This is a genomic window from Nocardioides sp. Z24_21 (assembly GCF_058134345.1).
Window position 1 is genome coordinate 524,449 of sequence record NZ_JBYTTH010000001.1, and the last position, 19,225, is coordinate 543,673.

Consider the following 19,225-nt stretch of genomic DNA (forward strand, 5'->3'; position numbering starts at 1 on the left):
GGGCGCGAGCGGTCCACCTCGCGTAGGTCAGCGCACCCGGCCCGCGCCCGTCAAGACGACGCGGGGTCAGGACGCGCCGACTCGACGGGCTGGGCGCGTCAGGATGCGCCGACTCGACCTTCTTGCGCTGCCTGCCCAGCCCTGCCTGCCTGCCCAGCCCTGCCCGCCCAGCCCTGCCCGCCCAGCCCTGCCCGCCCAGCCCTGCCCGCCCAGCCCTGCCGGTCCCCGCCGCTCAGAGGACCAGCTCGGGCTGCAGCCGCTCGGGGGTCCACACCCGCTGGCGGTGGGCGGCCCACGCCGTCGCCGCCATGGCGACCAGGCCGACCCCGGCCAGCACCGCGAGGTCGCGCGCGAGAAGGGAGTCCTCGCCGCCGTAGAGGGTCTGGCGCAGGCCGTTGACGGCGTAGGTCATCGGCAGCAGCCAGTGCAGCGAGCGCAGCGGCTCGGGGATCGTCTCCCACGGGAAGGTGCCGCCGGCCGTGACGAGCTGGACCAGCATCAGCACCAACCCGGCGAACTCGCCGACGGTGCCGAACCACGCGTTGAGCGCCTGGATGATCGCCACGAACGCAATGGACGCCACCAGCAGCAGCGCGATCGTGCCGAGCAGCTCGTCGGGCACGATGCGCAGGCCGAAGCGGACGACGAGCAGCATCACCGCGACCTGGAAGATCCCGACGGTCACCGGTGGGAGCAGCCCGCCGAGCGCGGTGCGCAGGGGGGGACCGTTGGCGGCGAGGGCGCGGGCCGACAGCGGCCGCACGAGCAGGAACAGGACGTAGGCGCCGATCCAGAGCCCGAGGGACATGAAGAACGGTGCGAGCCCGGCGCCGTACGACCCCGCCTGGGCCAGCGTGTCGTCGTCCAGCGCGACGGGATCGGCGATCGTGCGCGCCGTGTCGCGGCCGGTCGCCTGGTCGAGGTCGGGCACCTTCTTCAGCCCGCGGCGCAGGCCGTCCTTGAGCCGGGTCGTGCCCGACCCCAGCCGCTGGGCGCCCTTGCGGAGCGTGGTGCTCGACTTCGCCAGCCGGTTGGCGCCGGCCGAGACCTGGCCGGTCCCGGAGGAGAGGGTCGACGCGCCGCTCGCCAGCGTGCGCGAGCCGGCCGCGAGCCGCGTGCTGCCGGAGGCGACGCGGTCGCCGCCGGCGGCCGCGGTGGCCACACCGCGCGCGAGGGCCGGCGCGGCGCCGGCGAGCCTGCCGGCGCCGGCTGCCACCTGCTTGGCGCCCGAGCTCAGCCGCCCGAGCTTGCCCGCCGCGCCCTCGGCGGTGCGTACGGCGTCGTCGACACCGGCTCGCGCGACGTCGAGGACCCGCGTCAGCCGGGCCGCCTCGGCGGGCGTCAGCCGCCCCTGCCGCACGAGCTGCCGCACGATCGCCGTCACGTCGCCGCGGGCCACGGCGAGCTGGCGGGCGATCGCGCGGGCCGCGCCGGCGGCGTCCCGGCCGATGGCAGCCACCTTCGCGTTGCCGGCGGCCACCTCCCGGGCACCGGCGGCGAGCCGGTGGGTGTCGGCGGGCAGCGCGGACGTGCGCTGGCGCAGGGTGCGCAGCCCGCCCGCCAGCTGCGTGGCACCGCTCGCGAGCTGGGCGCTGCCCCGCGCCCCCTGGCTCGCCCCGGAGGCGAGCCGATTGGCACCGCGCGCCGTCCTGGCGGCTCCGGACGCGAGCCGGCCGGTGCCGCTGACGAGCCGGTCGGTGCCCTTGCCGAGCCGCTTGGTGCCGGCCACCAGCTTGCGCGCGCCCTTGAGTCCCTTCTGCAGGTCGACGTGCACCTCGTCGAGACCGCGGATGAACGTGCTCGCCGAGGTGGCGCCGACCTCCCGGGCGATCTCGTTGCGCACGTCGCCGACGACCGTCTTGGCCAAGGTGGTGGCCATGTAGTTGTTGGCGTCGTTGGTCACCAGGCGCAGGCTCGCCCGGTGGGGCTCGTAGCGGGCCACGGAGGTCAGGTCCTCGGAGAAGTCGCTGCCGACGTAGAGCGCGGCGTCGTAGCGGCCCGACCGCACCCCCTCGTCCGCCTCCTTCGCGCTCGTCTCGACCCAGCCGAACCCTCCGTCGCCGTCGACGAGGCGCTCGGCGATCCGGTGGCCGTAGTTGACCTCCTCCGAGCTGCCGGTGACCGGGTCGGTCAGGGTGGCGCCCTGGTCCTCCACCACCAGCGCGGCGGGCACCCGGTCGAGCGAGCCGTAGGGGTCCTTGTTGGCGAAGACGTAGAGGCCGGCGTAGAGCGTGGGGATCACGATGAGGGCGAGGACGGCCAGCTTGGGGAGCGTGCCGGCGCTGATGCGCCGCAGCTCGGTGATGGCCAGACGGAGAGCGATCACCGGCCTTCGTTCCTCTCCTGCGGTGGGGGTGGTGGCTCACCCGGATCGGGCGGTGGGGTGCCCTCGAGCACGCGTGTCTCGGTCGGGTCGTCGGAGACCACCGTGCGGGTGTCGCCCAGCTCGCCGGCGGTGCCGGCCGACGGCATCAGGCGCAGCGCCTCGACGGGCGTGATCCGGTGGGCGTGGCCCCCGCGCGCCGGGGGCAGGTCGGCGCCGAGGTCGCGCGCGGACGACCTGGTGCACTGCACGAGCACGCCGTAGCCCAGCGCGGCGTAGGACGTCGCGAGGTGCCACCATCCGTACGCCTCGCCGCCGTGCCGGTCGGGCAGCGTCATCACCAGGAACCGGACGTCGGGACGCTCCGCCGCGAGCCCGGTGAGCAACGCCGTGCGGACGACCCCCTCGACGGCGTCGACCCGGTGGTCCTCGAACCCCTCGAGCGCGTGATGCTCCAGCCACGTGTGCACCGCACCGGGCGTGGAGTCGTGACCGGCCAGGGCGAGGTCCTCGGCGGCGATGGTCTCGACGGGCATCACGTCGTCGGGCTCGGAGACGCCGGGCAGGTCGACCACGGCAGTGACCCGCCGCAGCTGCGCCATGTCGTCGCTCACGGTGCCGTCGTCGGCGACCAGCCGGACGGAGCCGCCGGTGGGCGCGAGGCGGCCGGTGGTGGCCAGCGCGAGCACGGAGTGGCCCTGCCCCGGCTCGCCGGCCACGAGGACGCACTCGCCGGTGCTGAGGGCGAGGTGGTCGATCTCGAGCAGGCGGTCCCGGCGGCCCATCACGTGCACCTGGTCGAGCTCGACGCGCATCGTCTGCCCGGGGTGATCAGCCCTGCGGTGGGAGTGGGGCTGGGGATGGGTGGGGGGTCGGGTCTGGGGTGGCACGCCTCGGTCCGGGTCGGGAGAGGCCAGGTCGTCGGAGCTGCTCACGGTCGCTTCAGTGCGGGGATGAAGGTCGCGATGACGAGCAGCACCCACGTGGTGAGGATGTAGGGCCAGGTGAAGTGCGGGCCGCCGTAGGCGTCGGTCATCGCGACCGTGACGACCGCGGTGATCGCGGCGCCCACGGCGGCGTAGATCCAGGACCCGACGGTGCTGCGCAGGAACACCACCGACAGCGCGATGGCGGTCAGCACCCCGGAGTAGCCGGCGAGACCCTCCACGATCGTCTCCGCGCTCTCCCCCATCGCGAGCGCGCACAGGGTGCCGATGACGCTGCCCATCGCCGCGGCCAGTCCCACCTTCCACGACGCGACGAACAGCCCGACCAGGATCAGCGCCCCCGACCACACGTTGTTGATGAGCACCACCTCCGACACGTTGGTCAGCAGCGAGCGCAGCAGCGAGCCGGCCGACTCGTCGAAGGCGTGGTGCGACGACGACTCGACGTGCAGGCTCGTCGTGAGGACGTAGATGACGCCGGTCACCGAGCAGAACGGCGCCGTGGTCGACGGCAGGCCGAAGCGCGACAGGGCGGGCGTCGCGAAGAGCCAGTTGAAGAACCAGGTGACCGGGCCGCAGACCAGGGCGCCGACGACGGTGAGCACATAGGTCCAGACCTTGCCGCCGCCGAGCTCGACGAAGAGGGCAGCGCCCACCAGGGTGCCGTTGAAGCCCGCCATGCCCATCGTGATGTCGTCGGTCTTCACCCGCATGAGCACGCCGGCGAGCGTCGAGCAGATCGCCCCGATCAGGGCGAGCAGGGCCATCTGCCAGTCGGCCACCACGAACGCGGCGACGATCAGCAGGCCGGTCCAGGTGTTGCTCTGGAAGAAGATCTCCGAGACCCCGCGCGGCACGACCTCCCAGGTGAGCCACGTGCTGGGCGCCGCCGTGGCGGCCGTTCGCGATGTTGTCATCTCAGCTCCCTTGTCCGTGGTGGTCGTACGTCGGGTGGAGCGGGTCGCCCGGGCGCGCTCTGCGCGTCGGGAGTGGGTCAGGTCTTGCGGATGGTCGGGGCGGTGCCGCCTGTCAGCAGTCGCCGCACGGACTGCCAGGCGAGCGTCATCGCGGCGCCGACCGACCGGGTGTCGTCGCCGAGGAGGCGCACCCAGACGCCCGCGTCATCGGGGAGGGCGCTGACCCCGAAGATCACCCCACCCGTGGTCGACGGGGCCAGCGCGCTGTGGAGCAGCTCGGTGACCTCGGCCACCGAAGCCTGCGAGGTGAGGACGTAGAGCATGGACAGGACGTCGTGGTCGTCGAGGACGGCGAGGTCCCCTGTCGCTCCGTCCGCGGGCGTGAGGCGCACCCGGTCGAGTGCCACGACCGTCCCGTCGGGCCGGCAGACCTCGAAGTCGGCGGCGAGCGCCGAGTAGAGGTGACGCTCGTCGTGGTGGGCGAGCCGCCCGGCCACGAGGGTCTCGCCCACGACGACGCTCGCCGACGGCGGCAGCGTGAGCCGGGTGCGCTGGTAGAGCCGGGCCTCGGCGAACAGGATCACCGGGTCGGGCAGGTACTCCAGGAAGGCGTCCTCGCCCACCGAGATGTTGACCTGCGCGACCGCGTAGTCGTGGTGCATGCGCAGCACCTTGGTCCAGGCCGAGGTCGTCACGTGCGCGGACGTGCCCGGCCCGAAGACGAGGTCGGTGCGCAGCCGATCGCCCTGCATGACGCCGGCGCCGGTCGACATCAGGTAGGTGTAGGGCATGTCCGGGCGCGCCGGGTCGTAGTAGAGCGGGCGCATGATCTGCAGCGGCGCCTTCTGGTAGTGCTGCACGAGCTCGGTCCCTCGCGGTGTGCGCCCGAACTCCAGCTCCAGCAGGCCGACCTTGCCGGGGCTGCCGGGGGGCAGGGTGTCGATCGGTCCGGCGTAGCGCTCGATGATGTCGGGCACGCGGTCGGGCTCGTAGTAGGCCGGGTCGAGGCGCGGCCCGCCGTAGCGCGTCGTCGGCACTGCGACGGTGCTGGAGGGGACCGGGTCCCGCTCGCGCAGGAGCGAGGTGGTCATCGCGAGGACGCCACCGGACGCCTGTCCCAGGCGGCGAGGATCAGGTCCTGGAGCGCGTCGACCCCCTCGCCGGTCAGGGAGTTGGTGAGGACGACCGGCTTGCCGTCGCGGACCCGGTGGGCGTCGGACTCCATGATCGACAGGTCGGTCCGCACGTACTGGGCGATGTCGATCTTGTTGATGACCAGGATGTCGGAGTCGGTGATCCCGGGGCCGCGCTTGCGGGGCATCTTCTCGCCCTCCGAGGTGTCGAGGACGAAGACGAAGACGTCCGCCAGCGACGGCGAGAAGGTCAGCGTCAGGTTGTCGCCGCCGGACTCGTAGATGAGCGTGTCGACATCGGGGTGGCGCTCGAGCATCTCGGCGCCCGCGGCCAGGTTCATCGTCGGGTCGTCGCGGACCGCGGTGTGGGGGCAGGCGCCGGTCTCGACGCCCACCACCCGGTCGGGATCGAGCACCCCGGCGAGCTCGCGCCGCACGTGGTGGGCGTCCTCCTGCGTGTAGATGTCGTTGGTGATGACCGCGGGCTGCCGGCCCGCGGCCAGGAGCCGGGGCACGAGCGCCTCCGCCAGGGCCGTCTTGCCCGAGCCCACCGGGCCGCCGATGCCGATCCGCAACACGTTCTCGCTCATACGTCCGCCTTGTTTGTCGTCGTGGTTGTCGTCGTGGTTGTCGTCGTGGTTGTCGTCGTGGTTGTCGTCGTCGTGCCGGCCGAGGAGGGTCCTCAGCTGGCGAACAGTCGTGCGTCGGAGTGCTCGTGCCGCGCAGACATCACGTCGGTCATCGGCGCACATCCGCCCATGTCCGCGAGGTCCCGATCGATCGCCTCGGCACACACCTGCTCGATGACCGGTCCCAGGGCGTGCAGCACCACCTGCAGGTGCTTGTACTCGGTGAGCCCGAGCCGCAGGGCCGCCCCGAGGAAGCTCACCGCGAAGGCGGAGAGGTCGGACGCGACGGCCTGGGCCGCCGGCACGCCCGCGGCGGCGTAGGCCACCGCGGTCGCGACCGGCTGGCACCCCGGTGTCTCCTTGGCCGCGAGGGCGCGCTGCCACTCCTCCAGCAGCGGCCCGCCGATCGCGGCGACCGCCACGTCGGTGACCTGGTGGCCACTGCGCACCGTCACCCGTCGGAGCTCGGCGTTGAGCTTGGCTGCGAACAGCAGCCGGTCGACGTGGCGTACGCGGGCCCAGTCGCCCTGCGCGACCGCCTCGTGGGCCCGGGCGAGCGCGGTGGCGTCGCCCGGGCCCACGGAGTGGAGGAGCAAGCCTCGCAACAGTCCCTCGAGACCGTCCTGGTCGACCGCGCGGGCCTGGCTGAAGCCCTCCAGCCCGTGCGACATCGTGTAGAAGCCGCTGGGGAAGGCGGAGTCCGAGAGCTGCAGGCTCACCAGCAGCTCCGGGACCGCGGTCGTCGAGGTCATCTCGTCCTCACGCCAGGAAGAAGAGCTGGTTGAGCGGCAGGGACTCCGCCGGGTCGATGTGGGCCGGCTTGCCGTCGAAGGTGACCTTGTAGGTCTCGGGGTCCACCTCGACGAGCGGGGTGCGGTCGTTGCGCACCATGTGCTCCTTGCCGATCCCCCGGCAGCGCCGCACCGGCAGCACCTGGCTCTCCAGCCCGAGCTGCTCGGGGACACCGAGGTCGATCGCGGCCTGGGACATGAAGGTCACCCGGGTCTTCTGCCGGGCCCTGCCGTACGCGCCGAACATCGGCCGGTAGTACACCGGCTGCGGCGTCGGCAGGGACGCGTTGGGATCTCCCATCTGCGCCCAGCTGGTCAGCCCGCCCTTGATGACCATCCGCGGCTTGACCCCGAACGAGTCCACCGGCCAGATCACGATGTCGGCGAGCTTGCCGTCCTCGAGCGATCCGATGTGGTCCGAGACCCCTTGGGTGATCGCGGGGTTGATGGTCACCTTGGCCAGGTAGCGCAGCACCCGGAAGTTGTCGTTGCCCTCGGCGTCCTCGGGCAGCGCCCCGCGCTGGTCCTTGTTGTGATGGGCGGTCTGGAAGGCCCGCGTCACCGACTCGCCGATGCGTCCCATCGCCTGGGAGTCCGAGGAGAACATCGACAGCACGCCCTCGTCGTGGAGCACCGTCTCGGCCGAGATCGTCTCGGCCCGCACCCGCGAGTCGGCGAAGGCGACGTCCTCGGGGATGTCGTGGGAGAGGTGGTGGCAGACCATCACCATGTCGAGGAGCTCGTCGACGGAGTTGACCGTGTAGGGCAGGGTCGGGTTGGTCGAGGAGGGCAGCACGTTGGGCAGGCTCGCGACCTTCATGATGTCCGGCGCGTGACCGCCGCCGGCCCCCTCGGTGTGGTAGGTGTGGATGGTGCGGCCGTTGATCGCGGAGATGGTGTCCTCCACGAATCCGGACTCGTTGAGGCTGTCGGTGTGGATCGAGATCTGGACGTCGAACTCGTCGGCCACCCGCAGCGCGCTGTCGATCGCCGCGGGGGTCGTCCCGTAGTCCTCGTGCACCTTCAACGACGAGGCCCCGGCCTTGATCTGCTCGACCAGGGCCTCCCTCATGGAGCCGTTGCCCTTGCCGTGGAAGCCCATGTTGACCCCCACGTCCTCGGCGGCCTGGATCATCCGGTGGAGGTTCCAGACACCCGGAGTCGTGGTGACGCCGTTGGTCCCGTCCGTGGGTCCGGTGCCACCGCCGAAGAGCGTGGTGATCCCGTTCGACAGGGCTGCCTCCGCCTGCTGCGGCGAGATGTAGTGCACGTGGGAGTCGATGGCACCGGCGGTCGCGATGCAGTGCTCCCCCGCAAGCAGCTCGGTGCCCGGCCCGACGACCAGGCGCGGGTCGACGCCGCTCTGCAGGTGGGGGTTGCCCGACTTGCCGACGCCGACGATGCGGCCGTCCTTGACGCCGATGTCCCCCTTCACGACACCCAGGACCGGATCGAGGACGATCGCGTTGGTGATGACGAGGTCGAGCACGCCCTGGGCGCTGGTCGCCTGCGGGTCCGCCGCCATCCCGTCGCGAGCGGTCTTTCCGCCGCCGTAGACGACCTCGTCGCCGTAGTGCCCTTCGTTGTAGTCCTTCTCGATCTCGATGACCAGGTTGGTGTCGGCGAGCTGCACCTTGTCGCCGGTCGTCGGTCCGAAGAGGTCGGTGTACTGCTTGCGCGAGATGATGGCCATGTCAGTTCTTCTTTCCCTGCTTGTTGGCCCCACGGTTCTTCGCCGTGGGGGCGCCGTCCTTGAACTGCCGCTCGGTCATCCGGGCGAGGGCATCAATCCGGGTCTGCCCGGCGTCGAGGCCGCCGTTGACGAGACCGTTGAACCCGTAGACGTACCTGCTGCCGGCGTAGGCCGTGAGGGTGACGTCTCTGGTCTCGCCCGGCTCGATCCGGACCCCGGTCCCGGCCGGGATGTCGAGGTGCATCCCGTAGGCCCTCTCACGCTCGAACTGCAGGGCGCGGTTGACCTCGAAGAAGTGGAAGTGGGACCCGATCTGAATCGCTCTGTCGCCGGTGTTGCTGACAGTGAGGGTGACGCTCTCGCGACCGGCGTTGATCTCGATCTCGTTCTCGTTGTGGTCGTACTTGGGGCTGCCGAGCATGGGGATGTCCTTTCATGGTGGGCACGAGCGAACGCGCGTCGCCCGGGACTCCGGGGTTCGACCGGGATGGCCCGGTCTGGGGGACGCCGCGCACTGGGGGCGTCTCGTGGCGGGGTGGTGTGCCGTCCCTACCCGCGGGGCAGCGAGCCGGCCGCGCCGACCGCCTCGAGGTCAGGCGGTGACGGGAGGTGGGAGTGCCGGTGGGTCGCACCGTCGGAGTGGCCGTGGGAGTGACCGTGCGAGTCCCCCTCGCTGCCGTGCTCGAAGGCGTGGGAGTGGGCGTAGCCGTGACCGTGGTCGGCCAGCAGGCCCGCCGCGATGCCGTCGTGCCCGTGCCGGAGGTCGTGCTCCGCCGCGGCCACGCGCCGCCGGATGACCTCCAGGACCGCCTCCTCGGAGAGCAGGGGGCCGAAGAACGACGCGTCCTCGGGCAGGCCCGCCGGCGGGGTGCGGGCGAACCCGGCCGGGACGACCACCACATGGTCGGCTCCCAGCAGCCTCGCCCGATGCACGGCCCCGTCGAGGTCACTGGGCTTCGCGACGCACGCCACCTCGACCGGCACCCCCGCGCCGTGGGTGCGCACCAGGTGCGCCACCCGGTGGAGGTCGGCGTCGTCGAACGGGTCGGCCGACGGTGCGGTGACGACCAGGGTGGCCCCCGGTCGCGCCGAGACCCTCTCCGCCGCGCGACGCAACCACGCGACCAGGTGGTCCATGGTGCCGAAGTCGGCGCTCTGCGCGACCCGTCCCGCGCCCGCCGTTGCGGCGATCCACCGCAGCGTCTTCGCCGTGTCGGCCACCATGACGGGGTCACGGCCCCAGGTCATCGGGACGACCACGACGCGGCCCTCCCCCTCGGTGAGCAGTGCCGTCACGACGTCGTGCAACGGCCGGCCAGAGGTGGTGACGACGGCGCCCAGGGTGTCGGCGATCGGCGCCAGGGCGGCGCCCCCGTCGCTCTCATGCCCTGCGACCAGGACGGTCCTGGTCCGCCCGGACATGACCGAAGACATCTCCCTCACGCCGCCACTGGATCGTGGCAGGACACCAGCTTGCTGCCGTCGACGAAGGTCGCCTCCACCTGGAGCAGGGAGAGCCGCTCACGCACCCCCGGCATGCAGTCGGCCTCGGTGACGACGTGCTTGCCCAGCTCCATGCACTCGGCGACCGACTTGCCGTCGCGCGCTCCCTCGATGATCGCCTCCGAGATGAGCGCCTGGGCCTCGGTGAGGTTGATCTTGGTCCCCCGCTCTCGCCGACGTCGGGCGAGCTCGGCGACCTGGTAGATGTAGAGCTTGTCGATCTCACGCGGAGTCAGTTGCATCTGTGTCGACCTCCTGAGGGCGGGCTGGTGGTGGGTCGGCCCAAGCGGGTCTCCCCCGGGCGCATTCCTCACCCTCATCCACGTCCGTGCGCCTTCACAAGGGCCCAGGAGGTTCGGCCCGTGCCATCGGTATGAGCCTTGCCGGGCCTGGCTTTGCGGCCCGGAAATGCGGTTAGCCTGCAGAGGTGGAGACCGTCTGGTTAGTCCTCGGCGCCGCGGTTCTCGCCGCGACCCTCGCCGACGTCTTCCTCACGGTCCTCAACTACGACGAGGCCGGATTCCTCTCCGGACCGGTCGCTCGCGGGCAGTGGCACCTGCTGCGCCGCGTCACCCGCCGGCTCCCTCGCCGGTGGCGCCCGTACGCCCTGCGCCAGGTGACCGGTCTGCAGGTCGTGATCGGGATCCTGGTGTGGGTCTTCGGGGTCATCCTCGGATTCGGGCTGATCTACCGCGGGCTGATGACCCCGACGTCGTTCTCCGTCTCCGGGCGGGGGTCGAGCCTGGACTTCTTCGACGCCATGTACTTCAGCGCCGCCCAGCTCTCGACGGTCGGTGGCTCGGCGCTCACCGCCGAGACCGACGTGCTGCGCTTCCTCAGCATCACCGAGACGCTGAGCGGCGTCGTGCTGATCTCGCTGATCCTCACCTTCCTGCTCGGCGTCTACTCGGTGATCAGCGACCTCAACGCGCTCTGCCGCCACTTCTTCACCGCGGAGCGCGGGGCGGGCTCCCCCGTCGACAGCCTCGCCCCGTTCTTCCAGGGGGGCCAGCAGTCCGGGCTCGACGGCCACCTCGACGGCATCGCCGAGTCGTTCGCGTCCTACACCGACGGCCTGCGGCTGCACCACGCCGCCTACTACTTCCAGAGCGGTCGCGACCACTTCGCCCTCCCCTACGCGGTGCGGATGCTCGGTGGGACGATCGGCGCCCTGCGCTGGGGCCTGCCGTCGGGCCACCCCGCCTCGACCCTCCCGGGCCTGGTGCCCCTCACCTTCCAGTTCCTCGAGTTCGGCGAGCAGCTCGAGCAGTCGGTGCACCTCGGTGAGCGCCCCGTCCCCGAGGTGGTCGGCTTCGAGACGTTCCGGGCCCAGGCCCTGGGCGAGCAGGCGCCCGCCGACCAGTGGGTCCCGCGCTTCGTGCAGCTCGAGACCGCCATGGCGAGGCTGGTCGGCACGGAGCCCCTCGCCGACCTGCACGACTCCTACACCCGCTACAGCCGGTGGCTGCCCTTCGCCTACCGGAGCGAGCAGCTGACGCTCGGGGTCAGCGACGACCTCGACTACCAGCCCGTGATCGTCGGCGACCGACCCGTCGCGGCCCTCGACGACACCACCACCGTCGCCGCGCAGATGGTGCTGCGCGGGCAGCCGCCGCCGGTGGGCGACCCGACGGCCGCCGGCGCCCGGTCCACCCTCACCCCTCTGCCGCGCTGGCGGAGGTTCGCGCAGCGCGACCTCGCGCAGGTCGACCCCGGCTACGCGCGGCTGCGCACCGCGATGCGCTCCGTCGTCGCGGCCGTCCTCGCCGTGGCCTCGCTCTACGTCCTCCTCGATGCGGCCACCGACCGCGCCGCGATCCAGCCGGCCGTCTTCGGCGGCTTCGTCGCGATGACGAGCACGGGCGTCGCCGTCGAGAGGTCGCAGCGCGGGCAGGTGCTCACCAGCGTGCTGCAGCTCGTGCCGATCGGTGTCGTGGTGTTCCTCGGCGCGCTGGTGTCGGACTCGACACCGCTCACCGGTGTCCTGCTCGCGGTCGTGGCCCTGGTCGGCACGTGGGTGGGCCACTTCGGCGCCCGCTGGGCCGCCATCGGCCGGGTGTCGTTCATGGCCTACTACTTCGCGCTGATCCTCCGGCTGCAGCCCAGCGACGCTCCGTGGTTCCTCGGCGCGGCCGCGGTGGGCGTGCTGTGGGCGCTGCTCGTGTGCTACGTGCTGCTGCCCGCCCGCCCGCGCAAGGAGCTGCGCGAGGGCATCGAGGGATTCACTGCCCAGCTGGTCTCGGCGATGGACACCCTGGTCGACGCCATCTCGTGGGCCCGCTGGAGCGGCGACGTGCGCAAGCGGGCCGACCTCGAGCTGCGCCAGCTGCGCCGGGCCGGTGCATTCATCGGAGGATGCATGACCGGCGACGAGGAGACGATCGGCGTCTCCCCCGAGCGCGCGGCGGCGCTGCGCCTGCGGTTGTTCGACACCGAGCTCGCCGTCAAGAACCTCGCCTCCGCCGCACGCGACGTCACCGGCACCACCTTGTCGCTGGAGCTGCGGGCGCGGCTGGCCGGTCGGCTCGAGCTGCTCCAGGTCCATCTCGCCCGCACGACCGCGTTGGCGACGCCCGATGCCCACCTGCGTCCCGACCTCGCGGCACTGCCGCCCTGGACGGAGGAGGAGCCGCCGCGGGACTGGCCCCGCCAGGCGCGTGCGCTGCACGCGGCGATCGACGAGCTGCAACGCGTCTCGGAGAAGCTGCGGGACGCGGTCGACGCGGCTCTTGACCCGGAGGTCGCCTACACCGTGCCCCTGGCCGAGCAGGGCGAGGTGGGGGCCGACGCGCTGGTGGCGCCCGGCGCGCGCCAGGCCGCCGAGGACGCTCCCCCGGCGGGGCGTTCCCTCGCGCCGTCGACGCGCCACGCGATCCAGGCCGCGGTCGCGACCGGCCTCGCGCTGGCGGTCGGGGAGCTGGTGTCCTCGAGCCACCAGTACTGGGCGGTGCTCGCGGCCTACCAGGTGTTGGGCGGGACCGACGGCGAGACCCTGGTCAAGGGCGCCCAACGCCTCGCCGGCACCGTCGGGGGCGCGGCGATCGGCTTCGCGATCGCACTGGAGAGCGGGTCGGACCCCGCGGTGGTGCTGCCGGTCCTCGCCGTGGCGGTCTTCGCCTCCGCCTACTACCGCCAGGTGTCGCCGGCCCTCACCGCGCTGTGGACGACGATGATCTTCGCGATGCTCTACGAGTACCTCGGGCGGCTGACCAGCCTCGCGCTGGAGGAGCGGGTGCTGGAGACGGTCTTCGGCGCGCTGGTGGCGCTCGCCGTCGCCGCGCTGGTGCTGCCGCGCCACACCCGCACCCACTACCACGCCAACCTCGCCGCGCTGGTCGAGGACGTCGACGTGATCGTCACCGCGAGCCTGTCGCGACTGGCCGGTGACCACGCGATCTCGCAGACGGCGGTGCGCCAACGCCTCCTCGACGCCGACCGGCACGTGCGCTCCATCGCGACCGCCGCGGACCCGCTGCGCCGCTCGGCCGGGGCCCTCGAGCCCGGGGGCGTGGAGAGCCAGCTCACGGCGGCCTGGTCCCTGGTCTTCCACACCCGGCAGCTGGTGGGGGCGGTCGAGGGGGCGATCACCGAGGGTGTCGACCCGGGCGTCGACCCGAGCCTGGACTGGGGCGCCCTGAGCCGGGCCACCAGCGAGAACGTCGCTGCGCTCACGACGGCGCTGTCCGGCCGGCTGCCGGGCGCGATCGACGACTCGGTCGGCGACGGGGCGGACGTGGACGCGCCCCAACGCACCATCGACGCGGTCCTCCTGGAGGTCAGCCTGGTCAACCAGACCCTGCTGGCCCTCCTCGAGGCCGTCTCCCCCGGGGCGGTCGGCGCCGCCGAGCCCGCCGCTGAACCGACGACTGCATGAGGAGGCACACAGTGGACGACATGGGCACTGGTCCCGGAGGGGCCACACGCGGGGGACGCATCACCGTGCCCCCGGATCGGACGCGCCGATGAGCGCGGCGACGCAGCACGACTCGCGACTCACCTCGGTCCTGCTGGTCCTGGCCGGGGGCATCGTGGGCGTCGGGGCGCGTGAGGGATTCATGCTCGCCGTGCCCAACGCCGACGGCATCCCCATCGTGGTGCCGGTCGTCAACGTGCTCGGGGCGTTCGTCCTGGGGTTCCTCTACGAGGCACTCACCCGCGACGAGACGCCGCCCCAGCTCACGTCGCGGCTCAAGCTGCTCATCGGCACCGGGTTCTGCGGGGGTCTCACCACCTACAGCTCGCTGGCGACCGACACGGCCGTGCTGCTCGACGACTCCCGCGTGGGCGTGGCTGCGGTCTACGCCCTCGGCACGCTCGTCGTCGGCGGCCTGGCCACCCTGGCGGGCATCGCCCTCGCGGCGAGCCGGCACACGCAGTCCCCCCGCGGCGAAGGAGCCAGCCGATGACGCCGGGACTCTTCGCACTGCTCGTCGTCGCCGGCGGGGTGGGCGCCAGCGTGCGCTACCTCGTCGATGCCTGGATCAAGGCCCGGACGAAGGGGTCGGCCTTCCCGTGGTCGACGGCGATCATCAACCTCACCGGCTCGCCGGCGCTCGGGTTCCTCACCGGCCTGGTCGCCAGCCACCTCGCCTCGACCGACGTGAGCGCCATCGTGGGCACCGGGTTCCTGGGCGGCTACACGACCTTCAGCACCGCCAGCTACGAGACCGTCCAGCTGGTGCGCGAGAAGCGCTACGGCCTGGCGGCGGCCTACGGCGTCGGGGTGCTGGTGCTCAGCGTCGCCCTGGCGTTCGGCGGCTACTACTGGGGCTCGCACCTGTAGGCGGCGCTCAGCCCAGCAGGGTGGCCGTGCTGTCCCAGCAGACGGCACGCAGCCACTCGTCACCGAGCCCGAGCCGCTCGAGCGACTCGAGCTGCACGCCGTAGGGGTAGGGGATGTGGGGGAAGTCGCTGCCGAGGTGCACCCGGCCGGCGAGGCCGAGGTCGCGCAGCCGGGGCAGCAGGTCGTCGGGGTAGGCGCCGCCCATCTCCTCGAAGAACGGCGTGAACGCCATCGTCGTGTCGAGGGCCACCCGCTCGTGCTGCTCGGCGAGTCCGAGGAAGTCGGCGTACTCCGGGGCGCCGGCGTGGGCGATGACCAGCCGCAGCCGCGGGTGGCGGGCGAGCAGCGCGGCGACCGGGGCCGGGCCGGTGTGCTCGGTCGCGACGGGACCGCTGCCGGCGTGGAGGACGACGGGGGCGCCGGTCTCGGAGACCACGCCCCACGCCTCGTCGAGGAGGGGGTCGGTGACGTCGAAGGCGCCGACCTGCACGTGCACCTTCCAGACCTCGACCGGCTCGGGGGCCGCGGACCGGGCGGCGACGTACGCCGCGACGCCGGGCTCGGGGAAGAACGTGCCGCAGACCGCCGCCTCCGGCACGCGCCGCGCGAACCCGGCGGCCCAGTCGTTGAGGAACTCCGCCATGCCGACCCGGTGGGCGTAGGGCAGCGCAGTGAAGCGACGCACGCCGAACGAGCGCAGCGTCTCGACGAGGGCGTCGTCGGTGTCGCGGTAGTGGAGCGGCCACGGCCGGCCGATGAGCGGACCGGCCGCGTCGAACTGCGCACGGACCTTGGCCATCACCCGCGGCGGGAGGAAGTGGGTGTGCAGGTCCTGCAGGCCGGGCAGGCCGAGGGCACGGGCGAACGCGACGGGATCGGTCACCCCGGGCTCAGTCCCGGTGACCCTTGAGCCGCCGCTGGACCGCGTCGACCTTCTCCCGGTTGGCCTGCCGCTCGGCGAGGGTGTGGCGCTTGTCGTAGGCCTTCTTGCCCTTGGCGAGCGCGATCTCGACCTTGGCGCGGCCGTCCTTGAAGTAGAGCGCGAGCGGGACGATCGTGTAGCCCTTGTCGGTGATCTTGCGCTCGATCTTGTCGATCTCCGAGCGGTTGAGCAGCAGCTTGCGGCGCCGCCGGGCGGAGTGGTTGGTCCAGGTGCCCTGGCTGTACTCCGGGATGTGCACCCCCAGCAGCCACGCCTCGCCGTTGTCGATCTCGGCGAACCCGTCGACCAGCGAGGCCCGGCCCTGCCGCAGCGACTTCACCTCGGTGCCCATGAGGACCAGGCCGGCCTCCCACGTGTCCTCGATGTGGTAGTCGTGGCGCGCCTTCTTGTTCTGCGCGACCATCTTCTGGCCCTGCTCCTTCGCCATGGGCCCATCCTCCCAGAGCGTCACCAACGCCTGTCCAGCGCGTTACAGCCAGTTCATCGGGTCCACGGCCTGGCCGTTGGCCATCACGGTGAAGTGCAGGTGGCACCCGGTCGACCAGCCCGTGCTGCCCTCGAACCCGATCACCTGCCCCACCTCGACCCGGTCGCCCACGCCGACGTTGTAGCCGCTGGCGTGGTTGTAGATCGTGGCGATGCCACGTCCGCCGAGCACGCCGTGGTCGATCACGAGGCGGTTGCCGTAGACCCCGCTGTAGTAGGACGACACCACCCGGCCCGGCGCCGCGGCGCGCAGCGGCGTGCCGCAGCCGCCGGCGAAGTCGACGCCGTCGTGCAGGCCCCAGTAGTGGTAGATCGGGTGCGAGCGGTAGCCGAACGGCGAGGTGACGTAGCCGTCGACGGGGGAGGCGAGGATCCCCGAGCCCGGGCTGGGCGCCGCCTGGGAGCGGGCCTGGGCCCGCTGGCGGCGGAGCGCGGCGAGCGCTCGCTTGCGGAGCATCTCCTCGATCCGCTGCTGCTCCTTCTCGAGCTTGCGGAGCTTGGCGAGGTCCTTCGCGCGGGCCTGGCGCGCGCCGACGCGGGCGTCGCGGCGCTCGACGACGAGCTCGACCACCGCGTCCTTGGCGGCCCGCTCCTCGGCCTCGAGGGCCTGCATCACCTCGAGGTGCTCGGCGGCAGCCTCGCGCTTGACGGCCACGTCGTCACGGGCCTCGGCGACCTGGTCCTCGCGCACCTCGAGCAGCACCTCGGAGGCCTTGAGCTCGTCGTACTCGCGCGCCTCCTGGCCGACGACGACGTCGCGGACGCCGTCGCGGCGGGTGAGCTCCTCGGTCGACTCGGCGCCGAGCAGCGACGAGAACGCGAGGAGCTCGGGGTCGCCCTCGGAGTACATGTCGGCGACGGTGCTCGCGACCTTCTGCCGCTGGGTGTCGCGGTCGACCCGGCCCTGGGCCAGGGCCGCCTCGGCGGCGGCCAGCTCGGCCTCCGCGACCTCGAGCGCGGCCTGCATCCGCGCGTCGCGCTCGTGGGCCACCTCCACCTTGCCGCGCGCGGTGGCGAGCCGGGTCTTGGCGACCCGGAGCTGCCGCTGGGCTGCCGCGAGCCGGGCCGTGGCCTTGCGCAGCTGGGCGCTGGACGCGTCGAGGTCCTGGTGGGCGCCCTTGAGCTCGCGCTCGACCTTGTTCTTCTTGTCCTTGAGGTCGTCGGCATGGGCCGCGGACACGCTCAGGGCCATGACCGCGACAAGTGCTGCGGCCAGGCGTCGTTGAGCGGCACGGGGGAAGGTACGCACCGGGGAAGCCTTTGCGTCGGGGAAGCGGGGAAGGGTGCCACTCCCGACTGGCGCCGGGCGAGACGCCTAGACGCTAACCCCCGCGACTCAGACTTTGAGGTATTTGCGCGTCAACACGAGTGTCGGGAGCAAGGTGAGCACCGGGCCGAGGATCCCGATGGCTCCGGCGGCCACCCAGTACTCGCTCCACCCGATCCACGGCACGAACCTCAGGTTGGCGGCGAGGTCGCCGATCGCGAAGTGCAGGAACGCCGCCAGCGCTCCCCCGGCGAGTGCGACGCTGATCAGGGCCGTCACCAGCGCCTCGAGGAGGAACGGCAGCGCGATGTAGAGCGTCGAGGCCCCGACCAGGCGCATGATGCCGATCTCCTTGCGGCGCGCGAAGGCGGCGAGGCGGATCGTGTTGGCGACGAGCAGCAGCGCGGCCAGCACCAGCAGGCCGGCGGTGCCGAGGGCGTACGTGCGCATCTTGGTGATCGTGGTGAGGATCGGGCCCACCTGCTCGCGCAGGTCACGCACGCGCGACACCCCGTCGAGGCCCTGCACCGCGCTGATGATGCCCTCATACTCCTGCGGATCCTCGAGGGTGATCCAGATCGTCTCCGGCATGTCCTCGGCGGTCAGCGCCGGGTTGTCGCCGGAGAACAGCTCCTCGCCGTAGAGCTCCTTGGCCTTCTCCAGGGCCACCTCGCCGGACTCGAAGCGATGGCTCGCGACCTCGGGGTTGGCCTCCACGACCGCCTCGATCTCGGCCTTCTGTGCCTCGGTCACCGGGTTGGGGCACACCGGGTTGGAGTCGTTGAGCCGGCACAGGTAGACGGTGATCTGGAGCTGGTTGCCGAAGTGCTCGGCCGCCCGCGTCGCCTGCTGCTGGAACAGCAGGCCGATGCCGACGAGCGTCAGCGACACGACGAGGGTGAGGATCACCGCGAGGTGCATCGTCAGGTTGCGTCGCAGGCCCTGGCCGAGCTCGGAGAAGACGTAGCGCAGCTGCATGGAGGAAGGATCTCGATTCGTTCGGGGGGGGTGCGGATCGGGCGGGGGCGCCGCTCTAGTTCTGGTGGCCGTAGACGCCCTGCGCCTGGTCGCGCACGACGTGGCCGTTCTCGAGCTCGATGACGCGCTTGCGCATCTGGTCGACGATGCCGGCGTCGTGGGTGGCCATCACCACGGTCGTGCCGGTGCGGTTGATGCGGTCGAGGAGCTTCATGATGCCCACGGAGGTCGTCGGGTCGAGGTTGCCGGTGGGCTCGTCGGCGATGAGGATCATCGGGCGGTTGACGAACGCCCGCGCGACCGCGACGCGCTGCTGCTCGCCGCCCGAGAGCTCGTCGGGCATCCGGTCGCCCTTGCCGCTCAGCCCGACCAGCTCGAGCGTCTCCGGCACGACGTCCTTGATCTCCTTGCGGGACTTGCCGATCACCTGGAGGGCGAAGGCGACGTTCTCCGTCACCGTCTTGTTGGGCAGCAGCCGGAAGTCCTGGAAGACGGTGCCGATGTCGCGGCGCAGCCGCGGCACCTTCCAGCTGGCCAGCCGGTTGATCTCCTTGCCGGCGACGTAGACCCGCCCGGAGGTGGGTCGGTACTCGCGCAGCACCAGGCGCAGGAAGGTCGACTTGCCCGAGCCGGAGGAGCCCACCAGGAAGACGAACTCCCCCTTCTCGACGTCGACGGACACGTTGTCGAGCGCGGGGTGGGGGTGGCCGGGGTAGCTCTTGGTGACCTTCTCGAAGCGAATCACGGCATCGAGGCTACGTGAGGGGTACGCAGGTCCGGCAAACGCGCGCCGCAGGGCCCCAGGTCGACGCGGCGGGGCCTGTGGGGTGGG

At 72.1% G+C, this 19,225-nt stretch carries 18 protein-coding genes; 3 read left to right on the forward strand and 15 right to left on the reverse strand.

What is annotated here, in order from left to right; genetic code table 11:
• Positions 1–232 precede the first annotated feature (232 nt).
• The 10 genes from AC3X7Z_RS02555 to AC3X7Z_RS02600 all read right to left on the reverse strand — a co-directional run bounded on the left by AC3X7Z_RS02555 (position 233) and on the right by AC3X7Z_RS02600 (position 10,178).
• A complete protein-coding gene (locus AC3X7Z_RS02555) occupies positions 233–2,326 on the reverse strand; it encodes a YhgE/Pip domain-containing protein (RefSeq protein WP_489974897.1) in 2,094 nt (697 codons plus the stop codon).
• A complete protein-coding gene (locus AC3X7Z_RS02560; protein ID WP_489974898.1) occupies positions 2,323–3,138 on the reverse strand; it encodes a P-loop NTPase family protein in 816 nt (271 codons plus the stop codon). The genes AC3X7Z_RS02555 and AC3X7Z_RS02560 overlap by 4 nt, the downstream gene beginning before the upstream one ends.
• A gap of 116 nt (positions 3,139–3,254) precedes the next feature.
• Complete coding sequence (locus AC3X7Z_RS02565) at positions 3,255–4,187, reverse strand: urea transporter (RefSeq protein ID WP_489974899.1); 933 nt, start codon at positions 4,185–4,187, stop codon at positions 3,255–3,257.
• A gap of 77 nt (positions 4,188–4,264) precedes the next feature.
• Positions 4,265–5,278: an urease accessory protein UreD gene (locus AC3X7Z_RS02570; protein WP_489974900.1), complete on the reverse strand. Its 1,014-nt coding sequence runs from the start codon at positions 5,276–5,278 to the stop codon at positions 4,265–4,267.
• On the reverse strand, positions 5,275–5,910 hold the full coding sequence (ureG, locus tag AC3X7Z_RS02575) for an urease accessory protein UreG (RefSeq protein ID WP_186340677.1): 636 nt from the start codon (positions 5,908–5,910) through the stop codon (positions 5,275–5,277). The genes AC3X7Z_RS02570 and ureG overlap by 4 nt, the downstream gene beginning before the upstream one ends.
• 92 nt (positions 5,911–6,002) lie before the next feature.
• Positions 6,003–6,701 carry an urease accessory protein UreF gene (locus AC3X7Z_RS02580; protein ID WP_186340676.1) on the reverse strand — a complete coding sequence of 233 codons (699 nt, stop codon included), beginning with the start codon at positions 6,699–6,701 and terminating at the stop codon, positions 6,003–6,005.
• 7 nt (positions 6,702–6,708) lie between these two features.
• Positions 6,709–8,433, reverse strand: a complete 1,725-nt coding sequence (gene ureC / locus AC3X7Z_RS02585) for an urease subunit alpha (RefSeq protein ID WP_186340675.1) — start codon at positions 8,431–8,433, stop codon at positions 6,709–6,711.
• Between the two features lies 1 nt (position 8,434).
• On the reverse strand, positions 8,435–8,854 hold the full coding sequence (locus AC3X7Z_RS02590; RefSeq protein ID WP_489974901.1) for an urease subunit beta: 420 nt from the start codon (positions 8,852–8,854) through the stop codon (positions 8,435–8,437).
• Positions 8,855–8,982: 128 nt separating this feature from the next.
• The gene (locus tag AC3X7Z_RS02595) at positions 8,983–9,876 is read right to left on the reverse strand and encodes a sirohydrochlorin chelatase (RefSeq protein WP_489974902.1); all 894 of its coding nucleotides are present in this window, start codon (positions 9,874–9,876) and stop codon (positions 8,983–8,985) included.
• Positions 9,873–10,178 carry an urease subunit gamma gene (locus tag AC3X7Z_RS02600; protein WP_186340672.1) on the reverse strand — a complete coding sequence of 102 codons (306 nt, stop codon included), beginning with the start codon at positions 10,176–10,178 and terminating at the stop codon, positions 9,873–9,875. The genes AC3X7Z_RS02595 and AC3X7Z_RS02600 overlap by 4 nt, the downstream gene beginning before the upstream one ends.
• Before the next feature lie 185 nt (positions 10,179–10,363).
• Here AC3X7Z_RS02600 and AC3X7Z_RS02605 point away from each other — a divergent pair, with 185 nt between their 5' ends.
• From AC3X7Z_RS02605 to crcB, 3 genes are all read left to right on the forward strand, one after another.
• Positions 10,364–13,810 (forward strand): FUSC family protein, encoded by a 3,447-nt coding sequence (locus tag AC3X7Z_RS02605; RefSeq protein ID WP_489974903.1) that lies wholly within the window; start codon positions 10,364–10,366, stop codon positions 13,808–13,810.
• Positions 13,811–13,898: 88 nt separating this feature from the next.
• A complete protein-coding gene (locus tag AC3X7Z_RS02610; protein ID WP_186340670.1) occupies positions 13,899–14,342 on the forward strand; it encodes a fluoride efflux transporter FluC in 444 nt (147 codons plus the stop codon).
• Positions 14,339–14,719 carry a fluoride efflux transporter CrcB gene (gene crcB, locus AC3X7Z_RS02615; protein WP_186340669.1) on the forward strand — a complete coding sequence of 127 codons (381 nt, stop codon included), beginning with the start codon at positions 14,339–14,341 and terminating at the stop codon, positions 14,717–14,719. Before AC3X7Z_RS02610 ends, crcB begins: the two co-directional genes overlap by 4 nt.
• Positions 14,720–14,726: 7 nt before the next feature.
• Here the strand turns inward: crcB and AC3X7Z_RS02620 are convergent, their stop codons facing one another.
• The 5 genes from AC3X7Z_RS02620 to ftsE form a co-directional block, all read right to left on the reverse strand.
• A complete protein-coding gene (locus AC3X7Z_RS02620) occupies positions 14,727–15,602 on the reverse strand; it encodes an amidohydrolase family protein (RefSeq protein WP_489974904.1) in 876 nt (291 codons plus the stop codon).
• Between the two features lie 7 nt (positions 15,603–15,609).
• Positions 15,610–16,089, reverse strand: a complete 480-nt coding sequence (smpB, locus tag AC3X7Z_RS02625) for an SsrA-binding protein SmpB (RefSeq protein ID WP_179617930.1) — start codon at positions 16,087–16,089, stop codon at positions 15,610–15,612.
• Between the two features lie 42 nt (positions 16,090–16,131).
• The gene (locus AC3X7Z_RS02630; protein WP_186340667.1) at positions 16,132–17,397 is read right to left on the reverse strand and encodes a peptidoglycan DD-metalloendopeptidase family protein; all 1,266 of its coding nucleotides are present in this window, start codon (positions 17,395–17,397) and stop codon (positions 16,132–16,134) included.
• An 87-nt stretch (positions 17,398–17,484) separates the two neighbouring features.
• On the reverse strand, positions 17,485–18,393 hold the full coding sequence (gene ftsX, locus AC3X7Z_RS02635) for a permease-like cell division protein FtsX (RefSeq protein WP_186340666.1): 909 nt from the start codon (positions 18,391–18,393) through the stop codon (positions 17,485–17,487).
• A 55-nt stretch (positions 18,394–18,448) separates the two neighbouring features.
• Positions 18,449–19,138: a cell division ATP-binding protein FtsE gene (gene ftsE, locus AC3X7Z_RS02640; protein WP_186340665.1), complete on the reverse strand. Its 690-nt coding sequence runs from the start codon at positions 19,136–19,138 to the stop codon at positions 18,449–18,451.
• Between the last annotated feature and the right edge of the window lie 87 nt (positions 19,139–19,225).